Genomic DNA, 12235 nt, shown 5'->3' on the forward strand with positions numbered 1-12235 from the left:
ATAAGGAGGTCCTTTTGTGTCTCGTTTGTTTACGGAAAAGTTATCTGTTGGGTACGGTGATGACCTAATTGTTAAAAATATGGAGATTACTATTCCAGATCAAAAAATCACAGCAATTATCGGAGCGAATGGCTGTGGGAAATCAACATTATTAAAAGCAATGACCAGAATCATTACTACAGATCAGGGGAAGGTTGTTTTGGATGGTGCTTCTATTCATACCCAAAACACGAAAGAATTAGCTCAAAAATTAGCTATTCTTCCACAAACGCCAGAAAGCATGCCCGATTTAACAGTTGGGGAACTGGTGTCTTATGGACGTTTTCCTTATCAAAAAGGATTAGGAAGGTTGACAAAGCGTGATAAGCAGATGATTGATTGGGCATTAGAAATGACTAGCACGCTCTCCTATAAGCATTATTCTGTTGATGCATTATCAGGTGGACAGCGTCAAAGAGTCTGGATTGCAATGGCACTTGCGCAAGATACTGACATCATATTTTTAGATGAACCAACTACCTATTTAGATATGGCGCATCAATTAGAGATATTAGAACTTCTCCAATATTTAAACCAAGCTGAAGGTAGAACGATTGTTATGGTTTTGCATGATATTAATCAAGCAGCTCGTTTCGCTGATTATATGGTGGCAATGAAACAAGGAGAGATTGTGCAAACAGGCAGTCCAGATATTGTCGTTTGTCATGAAGTATTAAGAAGTGTATTCCATATCGATGCGAATGTATGTCAAGATCCATGTTCGAACAGACCGATGTGTATGAGTTACAATTTAATTAAACAATCAATAACTAAACAAGCAAATTAAGGGGAGAATGTGTTGTGAAGAAATTATTTATGATATTAGCAATGTTCGTAATTATTGTCGGATGTACGAATCAAACAGAGGAAGCTGAAGATACAGGTGAAAAAGAGACAATTACTTATGAATTAGAGAATGGCTCTGTAGAAGTTCCTGCTAATCCTAAGAGAGTAGTAGTATTGTCTACATTTGCAGGCAATTTGATGGAATTAGATGTGAATATGGTTGGTGTAGATACTTGGACTAAAATGAATCCGAATTTTGATGAAGAACTCGCAGATGTAGAAGAGGTTTCTGATAAAAGTTTAGAAAAATTACTTGAACTTGAACCGGATTTAATTATTGGTTTGTCGAATATAAATAATGTAGACAAACTTAAAGAAATCGCCCCCACGGTCACTTTTACTTATGACAAAGTGGACTATCTCACCCAACATATTGAAATTGGTAAACTAGTGAATAAAGAAGAAGAAGCAAGAGCGTGGGTAGAAGATTTTAAAGCACGTGCGAATAGTATCGGTGAAGAAATTAAAGCAAAAATTGGTGAAGAAGCTACTGTTACTGTGATAGAAAATTTTGAAAAGCAATTATATGTGTTTGGCGATAACTGGGGTCGAGGAACAGAGATTCTATATCAACAAATGGGACTGCAAATGCCGGACAAAGTAAAAGAAATGGCATTGACTGATGGTTACTATGCCATCTCTCCTGAAGTATTACCAGAGTATGCTGGTGATTACATTATTTTTAGTAAAAACGCCGAAACGGAAACCTCCTTTCAAGAAACAAAGACATATAAAGATATTCCAGCTGTAAAACAAGGTCATATATATGAAGTGGATGCACAGGCTTTTTATTTTAATGATGCAACAACATTAGACTACCAATTAGATTTCTTTGAAAAGAGTTTTTTAGGGAAGGACTAAGGAAACAAACAGGATTCTAATTTTTGGGGATCCTGTTTATTGCACGTTAGGAAAGGTAGTATGTTAGAATCGTTTGAAAATAAATTTGATGTACAGCATAGCATGGGTCTTCGTCTTAACAATACATTTATGTAACAGATTTTTTGAATAAAGGAGCGATTATTTTTGCTAAAAAGAATGCCGTTTATATTACAAATGATTTTAGCGTGTTGTCTTATGCTATCAGCATTGTTAATCGCTCTTGTTTTTGGAGCAGCAGATATTACAGTTGTTGACCTTTGGTATGCGATCATTGATTCGGATAAAACGGATATGGCCTCAATCATTTGGGAGATTCGTTTTCCTCGTGAAGTTGCAGCAGTATTTGTTGGTGGTGGATTAGCTGTGGCCGGTGCTCTGATGCAAGGTTTAACACGTAATCCATTAGCAGACCCCGGTTTGTTAGGTTTAACGACAGGAGCGAACTTAGCCTTGGCAATCACACTCGCTTGGTTACCAACTATAAATTATTTTGGCATATTACTAGCTTGTTTTCTTGGTGCCGGGGTTGGTGCTTCGCTTGTTTTTAGCATTGCTTCGATCAAGCGTGGTGGTTTTTCTTCTTTTAGAATTGTGTTAGCTGGCGCAGCTATTTCAGCATTTTTAGGTGCTATTGCTGAAGCGATAGGATTATATTTTCATATTTCAAAAGATATTTCTATGTGGACAGCTGGTGGGCTCATCGGATCAAACTGGCAACAATTATCTATCATCATTCCTTGTATGATAGGGGCAACCATTATTGCATTATTTTTAGGAAGACAATTAACTATACTTAGTTTTAATGAAGAAGTTGCTGTTGGCCTGGGACAGCGTACACGTTTCATTAAGGCACTTTTATTCGTTGTTATTATTATATTGACAGGTTCTTCGGTTGCACTAGTAGGTAATTTAACTTTTGTTGGACTCATGATTCCACATATTGTACGTGCGATGGTTGGTAGTGATTATCGTTTTATTATTCCTATTTCCGCATTTGTTGGGGCAAGTTTTTTGTTGTTAGCAGATACGTTAGCTCGTACGTTGCATGCACCGTATGAAACACCAATAGCAGCGATTGTTTCCATACTTGGGTTGCCTTTTTTTCTTTTTCTAGTTCATAAAGGAGGGAAGACCTTCTCATGATTGATCCATCGATTATAAAAAAACAACGAATTATTCTTGTGTTTTTATTGCTTGCAATCATTTGTACATTTTTTATTAGTATTGCGCTAGGCTATGCTTCATTACCAGTTAATCGATTGCTACCTACTTTATTTGGTCAAGGTACAATGAAAGAGGAGTTTATCTTATTCACAGTACGTCTTCCTAGAGTTTTAATTACAATCCTAGCCGGGATAGCGCTAGCAACTTCTGGTGCGATTTTACAAGGTATTACAAAAAATGATTTGGCAGATCCAGGGATTATAGGAATTAATGCTGGTTCTGGCGTAGCGATTGCTATCTTTTATCTGTTTTTCCCTGTCGAAGCAGGGGTATTTGTTTATTTGTTGCCGGGCATTGCTTTTCTTGGTGCATGTTTGACGGCTATGGTGATTTTTAAACTTTCTTATCAAAAAAATCAAGGACTACAGCCAGTGAAATTTGTATTAATGGGTGTTGGTATTTCCATGGCTTTATCTGGTGTGATGATTGTTATTATTTCTTCAGCTGAACGAGCAAAAGTTGACTTTATAGCAAATTGGCTGGCAGGGAGCATTTGGGGTTCGGATTGGCCATTTATTCTAGCCATGTTACCCTGGCTGCTAGTGTTACTTCCGTTTGTTTTATATAAAGCTAATCGGCTAAATATTTTAACTTTACATGATCATGTTTCTGTTGGTTTAGGGATAAACAGGTCAAGAGAACAGTTTGTTTTAATTGGTGTGGCGGTTGCGTTGTCAGCTGCAGCTGTTTCTGTGACAGGTGGGATTGCCTTTGTTGGATTGATGGCTCCGCATATTGCGAAAAATCTTGTTGGACCACGGTTCCAGTTGTTTCTTCCAGTAGCTATGCTATTAGGAGGTTTATTATTACTAATCGCAGATACGATAGGAAGGAATGTTTTAGAGCCAGATGGGATTGCCGCAGGGATTGTCACCGCATTAATAGGAGCACCATACTTTATTTATCTATTAATCAAATAATTGGACGGAGGGTTTAACATTTCCGTCCTAGTATTTTCTTCATTACATAGTGTGGGATTCCGTCTTCTAGAAAAGCTGCTGATTTTGTTTCATATCCTAACTTTTGATAAAATTGTTCTGCTTGAGTTTGACCATGTAAATAAACAGTATGGATTCCTTTACTTCGTGTAATTTTTCCCAAAGCATCAACAATTTCTTTTCCTAGTCCATGCTTTCTAAAACGAGAATCGACACAAATACGCTCTAATTTACCTTGTTGATTCACGAAACGCAAACGTCCAGTTGCCAATGCTTGTCCTTCTACTTCAAGCAAAATATGTACGGTGCTTGGATTATTATCATGTTGATCAAATTCGTATTCAATCGGAATGTCTTGTTCTTCAACAAATACATCTTTACGAAGCTGATAAACCTTTTCCAATTGTTCTTTGGAGGTAACTTGAGTTATTTTCATGTGATATCCTCCTCAATACCTTATTCGTTTATCATAGTAGATATTTATAATCATTTCAATAAAAAAAGCGTAGTCTAATAAATAGATTACGCAAAGGATCAAGGGTTAGATAATGTTACTTACCTCTTGTGCTCGTTTGTCTAATTTATCGGCAGCAGAAGATATATTATCAAAATCTTCTGTAGCTAGTTTCATGTTTACTTGTGTCTGATCGATATGGTGATGTACTTTGTTCGTCCCATCAGTAATGGCTTGTATTTCTTTTGTAATCGATTCGACATTTTCTCGAATTTCAGTAATCGATTCATCTACACCAGTCGATAGCTTACGGACTTCTTCAGCAACTACACTAAAGCCACGCCCGTGTTCACCAGCTCTTGCAGCCTCGATTGCAGCATTTAAAGCTAACAAATTTGTCTGTGAGGCAATCTTTCGAATCGTTTGGACAATACCTTGAATAACATCTGCTTGTTTTTGTAGGTTTTTTAATGTCAAGCCATTATCTTTATACACAGAAGCAATCGTCTCAATGGTTTGAGAAATTTCTGTTCCACGTGCGATTCCTTTTTCCGCACGGTGATTTAGATCTTCTGCCATATGCTGTAGTTCTTCTACTACGTTTGAGATAGTATTTTGTCGGTGGGAGATGTCAGTAGCAATTTTAGAAATACCGACGACAGTGTTTTGTTCGTCTATTATAGGCATATAAGTCGCTTCTAACCAAACCGATTTTCCTTGCTTATGCTTCCGTTCAATCTTATCTTGAAAACTTTTTCCGGAAAAAAGATTATCCCAAAAATGTTGATAATCTTTGCTATTTACAAAAGAAGGCAAACAAAATGATCGATGATCCATTCCAAGCATTTCAGTGGCAGTGTAGCCCATTGTTTCTGCAAAAATTGGATTAACATAAGTTACTCGTTGTTCAAGATCAAAACGTATCATCGCTATGTTTTTTTCAATTGTTTGTATAACTAATCCATCCATTTGATTGGTTGTTGTATTTGTTGACATTTTATCTCTCCTGCGTTTTGGAATTGTTGGAAAAACATTATATAACATCGTGTATCTTTTATACAATGATTATATATCCATAACTGTATATAAGTAAATATGTTTCATCTAAGTTGTTTGAGACTTTTGACATAGAGTCAAATTTCTATCCTTTCCAAAATTATAAAAGTAAAAGATTAATTGAAACTAGGATAGTATTCCTTTACAAAAATATATTTGCTATGCTAGATATAAAAATGTCATCTAGTGAGGAGTTCAGATAATGCGATCGTATTGGTTATGGTCTTTGGTATTTATATGCACATGGTTTATCGCATTGTTTTTTTCGTATGGGACTTTGTTTGGTCAACCAATGATTCTGCTACTGAGTGCACTTTTTTGGGGATTGTATTTTCTATCGCCCTTATGTCGACCTTATTCTCTTATACATATGCTACTGTTTTTTCTAATGGGATTGCTATGTTTTAGTATTTTTCATATATTTCAAGTAGAAAATATCTCCTTTTTTAGTTTTCTTACTTATTTGTTAATTGCAGGAAAAGGGTTTTATCGATTGCCTTTCCGATATGCTATGATTACTTATGTGTACCTTATTACATTAGCAATTATTCCATATTTTTTGTTGCGAAATGTTGAGGTAATAATTAACATTGTATTTACTGCTTGTTTAATTGGCTTTGCTTTTCTAGCATTTTATCAAACTAGTAGGAAAGAAAAAATAATCAGTGAACTATATGAGGCGCTACAAAGCGAATTTCGTACGGTGAAGAGAAGATTAGTAACCACAGATAAGCTAGCTAGAAAAGAAGAAAGAGAACAAATTGCTCGTGATATGCATGATTCGGTTGGTCACCAACTGACGGCGCTGTTAATGCAATTAGAAGTGATGCGAATGCAATCAACAGATGAAAAAACAAAAAAGCAGCTCTCTAATATAAAAGATTTAGCTAAAATAAGTTTAGATGAAACGAGAAGTGCAGTTAAAACGTTGAAAAATGAAGAGGAAGGTGGGCTGTCAGCTATCATCCGGCTAATACGTAAGTTAGAAGCGGAAAGTCATGTTCGTATTACATTTTCAATTAAAAATGGTGCTTTTACTGCCCCTTTATCAAATGAACAAACGGTTGCTGTTTATCGCGTCGTTCAGGAATCACTTACAAATATGATGCGACATAGCCATGTGAAGGAGGCGACAATCCTTTTTGAATCAGTGGCAAATAATTATTTTCAAGTAGAAATAAGCAACCCATTTGAACACCAATCATGTGTAAAGCAGGGGTTTGGACTAACGTCTATGCAGGAAAGAATGGAACATGTTGGTGGGAAATTGAATGTTCAAAAATCCCAAGGACAGTTCATTGTTAGAGGGATGATTCCATTGGAGAGGAAGCTGATCGACAAATGATTAGAATTATTTTGGCAGAAGATCAAAAAATGGTACGTCAAGGCTTGCGAATGATGATGGAAACAGATTCGGAAATAACTGTGATAGCTGAAGTTGAAAATGGAAAAGAAGCGGTTACGGCATGTGAAAACCATGTTTGTGACATTATTGTACTTGATATTCGTATGCCAGTAATGGATGGTCTAACAGCAGCACAGATTATTCATGAAAGGTGGCCAAATCGAAAAATATTAATGTTAACAACTTTTAACGATGAAAATTATGCAGTTGAAGCACTAAGAAGTGGTGCCAACGGATATATGTTAAAAGATGCAGAAGCCGAGGATCTTATTCGGGCGATTCGAAGCTGTTTATCCGGTGGCTTGTCACTCCAAGATCAAGTAGCAGCAAAAATAATGCCTACTTTAATTAATCAACAACAAGAAAGAAGTGTTGATCCTTCACTAACTCCTCGTGAATTAGAAATTCTACAACAACTAGGAAACGGAAAAAGCAACAAAGAAGTAGCGGATGCACTCTATTTATCTGTAGGAACAGTAAAGAATCATATTAGTATAATCTTAGATAAATTAGAATTGCGAGATCGTACGCAGCTAGCTATTTACGCTATTCGGCATCATATTGTATGACTTTAGTAATAGAAGATGAATGAAATTGTGACTAAAGACAGTATTTGTACTGTCTTTTTCTTTATATAGTAGTAATACAAACAAGTAAAAAGGAGGTAATTGGGTTGATTGAAACAGAGGCATTACAAAAAAAATTTAAAAATCAGCTTGTCGTAGATGGAATAAATATTTACATCGAAAAAGGTGAATCTGTTGGACTTTTAGGTCCAAACGGGGCTGGTAAATCAACGACAATATCGATGATTTCTTCGTTGATTAAACCTACGGAGGGTGATGTTCGATTAAATGGAAAGAGTGTCGTTAAGCACCCGCAACTCATTCGAAATGTGTTAGGGGTTGTTCCGCAAGAAATTGCACTATATGAAGAATTATCAGCTTATGAAAATTTAAAATTTTTTGGAAAAATTTACGGAATTCGTGGCAAGCAATTAGAAGATAAAATTGATAAAGTTTTACGGATGGTTGGTTTAAAAGAAAGAAAAAAAGATGTTGTCAAAACGTATTCTGGAGGAATGAAACGTCGAATTAATATTGCTGTTGCCCTACTACATGAACCAGAAATATTAATTATGGATGAACCGACAGTAGGTATTGATCCTCAATCAAGAAACTATATTTTGGAAATGGTTCAACGACTTAATGAAGAAAATGGATTGACTATTTTATATACGAGCCATTACATGGAGGAAGTAGAAAAACTATGTGATCGCGTATATATTATGGATCACGGTAAAATTATAGCATCCGGTACGAAGAAAGAGTTGAAACGTGTGCTTTCGAATGAGGAAACTATATTGATTGAGACGCATTCATCTTCACCATCATTAATGGAAGCATTAGCAAAGGATAAAGATATATTACAAGCATCAGAAACGGATAAGGGAATAAAACTGATTGTCCCAAAAGATAGTAATAAGTTAGCCAGCATTTTCCATCAGACAGAAGCATTTGGTATACAAGTGACGAATGTAACTGTACAAATTCCAACGTTAGAGGATGTTTTTTTACACCTCACAGGTCGTACCTTGCGAGATTAATGAAAGGAGGCCAGACAAATGTTTAACTTTTTAAAAAAAGATATATTAGTATTGATTCGAGAGCGAAATGAACTCATCATTTTAATTTTAATGCCAGTTATTCTTATTTCTATATTAGGATTTGCACTACGAGGTATATGGAGTGATGAGGCTGAAGTTCTTCATATGAGTATAGCTATTGTTTCTCAAGACCAGGAGCAGGAAGGGGTGGAAGCTTTTAAAGCTGAGGTTACACAGCTTGATGCACCTGAGGAAATAAAAATGAAGCTGATGACTACTTCGAAAGACGTACTTCCTTATACTTTACTGCGGGAAGTGTTTCAAAAAGACAAGTTAAAAGAGATGATAGACGTTAGAGAGATGAGTAAAGCACGAGCGATAAAAGCGTTAGAGCAAGAAGAAATTGCAGCGATTGTTATTCTTCCAGAAGATTTTACCTTTCACACATTAAGTAAAATGTTTCTTTTAGAAGGTCCTGGAAGTCAGATGGATTTAATCGTAGAGGAAGAAGAAAGTTTAAAAGCAAGCATTGTTAAGCAAGTAGTAGAAAGGTTTTCACAATCATTAAATTTTCAGGCAGTAGCGGCATCCGTAACGGATAAAAAGATAAACTTTAAGGGAGAATCAGTGGAGTCATTAGGTGGAACAATTACTATTGCTTCAAATGAAAAGCCAATCTCGGCAATGCAGTATTATACAATTGGAATGGCGGTGATGTTCGTCTTGTATGTCGCATCCACGATTGGAAGTCAAGCACATATTGAAAAAAAACAACATGTGTTTAATCGTATTATTTTAAGTGGAAAATCGCCTATTACCTATTTAACTAGTAAATTTATTTCTACGACAAGCATTGTGTTGTTACAATTATTTATTTTAATGTTGATTTCAACGTTTCTTTTTCAATCGTTTAAAGGGTATAGTATTTCTTTTTGGTTCGGCATGGTGTTGATATCCTTTTTGCTCGCATGTTCTGTCGGTGCATTAGGGACCATTCTTTCGGCGGTATCTGTTCGTATGAATAGTGATCATGTAAATACGATGTTTTCAGGTGGAGTAGTAACTATTTTTGCGTTTTTAGGCGGAAGTTTTTTCCCTGCATCACAACTTCCGGACTTTATACGGATAATAGGGGAATGGACTCCGAATGGTGCGGCATTATCTGCTTATATCCAATGGATGCAAGGCGTCTCACTAAGTAACCTTACCTTTGCATGTAGTAAATTGGTTATTATTTCTATAACTTTATTTATTCTAAGCGTGATTATCTTTCCAAAAAGGAGGTCATCCGTTTGAAGTCAATTTTAATTTTACAGTTAATTCGGATCAAGCGAGCGCCCATGTTAATCTTTTCATTTTTTGGTCTGACCATTTTATTTGTTGGGATGATGTCAGGATTTGGGACTTCAGAACAACCTGAAACAGTGTATGTTTATAGTGATTTTGAAGTGTCTGAATGGCTAGAGTTACTTAATCAATCTGAACAATTTCAATTCAAAAAAATAACAGAGGAAAAAGCGCAAGCGGATGTGCAATCTGGTAAATTAAATTATGTACTTGAAATACAGCAGAATAATTATCAATTTTTAGTTAGCACAGAAGACCCTAATCAAAGGATAGTGGAACAATATGTACATCAGTTATTTGAACAAGAAAGAGCTATGCGTCAGTTAAACCAATCACTAGATGACAGATCTGTTCATCATAAAATAGAATCTGCTTTAGAAGATCCGGTGTTAACCGTGAATACAAAAACATTAAACCCTAGTAATTACTCCAATGCAGATGCACATAGATATCAAGTTTTGATTGGAATGACACTTTTTTTTGTTATTTTCACCATCTTTTCACATTTGTCTAACATTATGATTGAAAAACGAACAGGAACATGGAATCGATTAATTTTGTCACCGGTCAAAAAGTGGCAAATATATCTAGGGAATTTACTGTATTGTTTTATAATTGGATTTGTGCAAATTTGTACGGTTTTTTTAATTTTTGATTTCGTTTTCGGTTATAATTTAAATGCTTCTTGGGGTGCAATGTTAGTAAGTATTGCATGCTACGTATTTGCCATTGTATCATTAGGGATGTTAATTCTATGTATAGCTAGTACGCCGCAACAATTACAAGCGATTAATCCAATTATTGCTACAGCAATGGCTATGTTAGGAGGAGCATTCTGGTCGATAGAAGCAGTTTCTAATCCTTTTATGTTGGCACTTTCAAAAGGTATGCCTATATATTATGGTGTAGAAGCGCTGAAAGATGTGCTGATGTATAATAAAAGTTTAAGTGCTATATTAGAACCAATTTCAATTTTGGTGTTATTTGGAGTTATTTGTATGGGGATTGCCATCAATTTAATGGAACGCATAAAACAGTAACCTGATATACATGTTTAGATATGCCTTGAAAACGAGTCTATGGAACGATATGATGATAGATAAACAAAATGGAGGTTTTTGGATGAAATTTATTTTGTTATTCGGTCCACAGGCAGTTGGGAAAATGACGATTGGTCATGAATTAGAAAAATTAACGGCTTTTAAACTATTTCATAATCATATGACAATTGAATTAGTGCAGCCATTCTTTGATTTTGGAACACCAGGTTTTGAGCGGTTAGTTAACCTGTTTCGAAATGAAATTTTCACAGAAGTGGCTCATAGTGACTTGCCAGGTTTTATATTCACCTATGTTTGGGCATTCAATGAACAAGAAGATTGGGATTTCGTACAGCATTCAACTTCCATTTTTGAAAAAGCTGGTGCAACGATATATTATGTTGAATTAGAAGCAGATGTAGAGGAACGTTTAAAGCGAAACATAACACCTAATCGTTTAACGCATAAAGCAACGAAACGTAATACAGAACAATCTGAAGCTGAGTTATTGCGAACGATGAAAACATATCGGTTAAATTCATTTCAAAATGAAATAACTGCTGAGAATTATATTCGTATAGATAATACTAATTTGACTGCACAAGAAGTAGCGTTAAAAATAAAAGAAGCATTTCAATTTTAAGGAGAGAGCAGTAGAATGGTAGGTTGTAATCATCAAACAGACCGCTTGTGTTTATTTCATGTACCGATTTTTAATCATCTTACAGAAGAAGAAATGGATAAGATAAGTAAACATCTACAAAGTATCTCATACGAAAAAGGCTCATTGATTTTTATGCCACAGGATAAAGCGCAGGGATTAATTGTTGTAAATGACGGTAAGGTGAAACTATCTAAAATTAATCAAGATGGTAAAGAACAAATTTTACGCATATTGACACATACGGACTCCATTGGTGAATTATCTTTGTTTAGAGAATATCATTATACGAGTCAAGCAGAGGCATTAACGGATGTGAAGCTATGTATGATTAAGCGGAACGATATGCAAGCCATTATTCAGGCATACCCAGAGATTGCTCGTAAATTATTAGAAGTAGTCAGTGAACGAGTAGAAAATATGGAAAATCATATTGAACAGTTAACGCTTCATCATGTAGAGCAACGTATTGCGCATGCATTGATACAGTTTGCTAAAGAACAGGCTCCTGGTAAAGAGAAAGACTTACTTATTACGTTACCATTAAGTAAAGGAAATCTAGCAGGTCTGATTGGCACAACACTCGAGACATTGAGCAGAAATCTAGCTACTATGGAGTCGCAGGGGTTAATTAAACTAGAAGGGCAACGTGGAATTTTAATTAAAGATATCAATCAATTTAAAAAATAGATTGTATAAGGCAAGTTTGATGAAAACTCTTCATTAAACTTGTTTTT

13 protein-coding genes and 1 pseudogene are annotated in these 12235 nt (G+C 35.4%); 11 read left to right on the forward strand and 3 right to left on the reverse strand.

Going from position 1 to position 12235, the window contains the following annotated elements; translation table 11 throughout:
• The first annotated feature begins 16 nt into the window (after positions 1 to 16).
• The 4 genes from ACH6CY_RS04555 (at position 17) to ACH6CY_RS04570 (ending at position 3911) form a co-directional block, all read left to right on the forward strand.
• Positions 17 to 826: an ABC transporter ATP-binding protein gene (locus ACH6CY_RS04555; protein WP_374066087.1), complete on the forward strand. Its 810-nt coding sequence runs from the start codon at positions 17 to 19 to the stop codon at positions 824 to 826.
• A 41-nt stretch (positions 827 to 867) separates the two neighbouring features.
• Complete coding sequence (locus tag ACH6CY_RS04560; RefSeq protein WP_374066212.1) at positions 868 to 1746, forward strand: iron-hydroxamate ABC transporter substrate-binding protein; 879 nt, start codon at positions 868 to 870, stop codon at positions 1744 to 1746.
• A gap of 177 nt (positions 1747 to 1923) precedes the next feature.
• Complete coding sequence (locus ACH6CY_RS04565; protein ID WP_374066213.1) at positions 1924 to 2910, forward strand: FecCD family ABC transporter permease; 987 nt, start codon at positions 1924 to 1926, stop codon at positions 2908 to 2910.
• Positions 2907 to 3911, forward strand: coding sequence for a FecCD family ABC transporter permease (locus ACH6CY_RS04570; protein ID WP_374066088.1), 1005 nt, complete (start codon positions 2907 to 2909; stop codon positions 3909 to 3911). Before ACH6CY_RS04565 ends, ACH6CY_RS04570 begins: the two co-directional genes overlap by 4 nt.
• A gap of 13 nt (positions 3912 to 3924) precedes the next feature.
• Here the strand turns inward: ACH6CY_RS04570 and ACH6CY_RS04575 are convergent, their stop codons facing one another.
• The 3 genes and pseudogenes from ACH6CY_RS04575 to ACH6CY_RS04585 form a co-directional block, all read right to left on the reverse strand.
• Positions 3925 to 4365 carry a GNAT family N-acetyltransferase gene (locus ACH6CY_RS04575; RefSeq protein ID WP_374066089.1) on the reverse strand — a complete coding sequence of 147 codons (441 nt, stop codon included), beginning with the start codon at positions 4363 to 4365 and terminating at the stop codon, positions 3925 to 3927.
• A gap of 105 nt (positions 4366 to 4470) precedes the next feature.
• Positions 4471 to 4962, reverse strand: a complete 492-nt coding sequence (locus ACH6CY_RS04580) for a methyl-accepting chemotaxis protein (RefSeq protein ID WP_374066214.1) — start codon at positions 4960 to 4962, stop codon at positions 4471 to 4473.
• Positions 4963 to 5004: 42 nt separating this feature from the next.
• A pseudogene (locus ACH6CY_RS04585) lies at positions 5005 to 5427 on the reverse strand (PAS domain-containing protein); the annotation flags it as partial.
• Positions 5428 to 5950: 523 nt separating this feature from the next.
• Between ACH6CY_RS04585 and ACH6CY_RS04590 the strand changes: the two are divergent.
• The 7 genes from ACH6CY_RS04590 (at position 5951) to ACH6CY_RS04620 (ending at position 12188) form a co-directional block, all read left to right on the forward strand.
• A complete protein-coding gene (locus ACH6CY_RS04590) occupies positions 5951 to 6784 on the forward strand; it encodes a sensor histidine kinase (RefSeq protein ID WP_374066090.1) in 834 nt (277 codons plus the stop codon).
• Entirely contained in the window at positions 6781 to 7413 is a 633-nt protein-coding gene (locus ACH6CY_RS04595) for a response regulator (protein WP_374066091.1), read from the forward strand. The genes ACH6CY_RS04590 and ACH6CY_RS04595 overlap by 4 nt, the downstream gene beginning before the upstream one ends.
• 104 nt (positions 7414 to 7517) lie before the next feature.
• Positions 7518 to 8450 (forward strand): ABC transporter ATP-binding protein, encoded by a 933-nt coding sequence (locus tag ACH6CY_RS04600; RefSeq protein ID WP_374066092.1) that lies wholly within the window; start codon positions 7518 to 7520, stop codon positions 8448 to 8450.
• Positions 8451 to 8468: 18 nt separating this feature from the next.
• On the forward strand, positions 8469 to 9746 hold the full coding sequence (locus tag ACH6CY_RS04605) for an ABC transporter permease (RefSeq protein WP_374066093.1): 1278 nt from the start codon (positions 8469 to 8471) through the stop codon (positions 9744 to 9746).
• Positions 9743 to 10837, forward strand: a complete 1095-nt coding sequence (locus tag ACH6CY_RS04610; RefSeq protein ID WP_374066094.1) for an ABC transporter permease — start codon at positions 9743 to 9745, stop codon at positions 10835 to 10837. Before ACH6CY_RS04605 ends, ACH6CY_RS04610 begins: the two co-directional genes overlap by 4 nt.
• 82 nt (positions 10838 to 10919) lie before the next feature.
• Positions 10920 to 11480 (forward strand): AAA family ATPase, encoded by a 561-nt coding sequence (locus ACH6CY_RS04615; protein WP_374066095.1) that lies wholly within the window; start codon positions 10920 to 10922, stop codon positions 11478 to 11480.
• Positions 11481 to 11495: 15 nt separating this feature from the next.
• The gene (locus ACH6CY_RS04620; RefSeq protein ID WP_374066096.1) at positions 11496 to 12188 is read left to right on the forward strand and encodes a Crp/Fnr family transcriptional regulator; all 693 of its coding nucleotides are present in this window, start codon (positions 11496 to 11498) and stop codon (positions 12186 to 12188) included.
• Positions 12189 to 12235 lie beyond the last annotated feature (47 nt).

This window comes from Paraliobacillus sp. JSM ZJ581, assembly GCF_044383835.1.
Lineage (GTDB): Bacteria > Bacillota > Bacilli > Bacillales > Amphibacillaceae > Paraliobacillus.

Excerpts from the sequence above, each read along its gene's own strand:
- ACH6CY_RS04560 (WP_374066212.1), top strand. The coding sequence starts at position 868 with ATGTTCGTAATTATTGTCGGATGTACGAATCAAACAGAGGAAGCTGAA.
- ACH6CY_RS04565 (WP_374066213.1), top strand. The coding sequence starts at position 1,924 with ATGCCGTTTATATTACAAATGATTTTAGCGTGTTGTCTTATGCTATCA.
- ACH6CY_RS04570 (WP_374066088.1), top strand. The coding sequence starts at position 2,907 with ATGATTGATCCATCGATTATAAAAAAACAACGAATTATTCTTGTGTTT.
- ACH6CY_RS04575 (WP_374066089.1), bottom strand. The coding sequence starts at position 4,365 with ATGAAAATAACTCAAGTTACCTCCAAAGAACAATTGGAAAAGGTTTAT.
- ACH6CY_RS04580 (WP_374066214.1), bottom strand. The coding sequence starts at position 4,962 with ATGGCAGAAGATCTAAATCACCGTGCGGAAAAAGGAATCGCACGTGGA.
- ACH6CY_RS04590 (WP_374066090.1), top strand. The coding sequence starts at position 5,951 with ATGATTACTTATGTGTACCTTATTACATTAGCAATTATTCCATATTTT.
- ACH6CY_RS04595 (WP_374066091.1), top strand. The coding sequence starts at position 6,781 with ATGATTAGAATTATTTTGGCAGAAGATCAAAAAATGGTACGTCAAGGC.
- ACH6CY_RS04605 (WP_374066093.1), top strand. The coding sequence starts at position 8,469 with ATGTTTAACTTTTTAAAAAAAGATATATTAGTATTGATTCGAGAGCGA.
- ACH6CY_RS04615 (WP_374066095.1), top strand. The coding sequence starts at position 10,920 with ATGAAATTTATTTTGTTATTCGGTCCACAGGCAGTTGGGAAAATGACG.
- ACH6CY_RS04620 (WP_374066096.1), top strand. The coding sequence starts at position 11,496 with ATGGTAGGTTGTAATCATCAAACAGACCGCTTGTGTTTATTTCATGTA.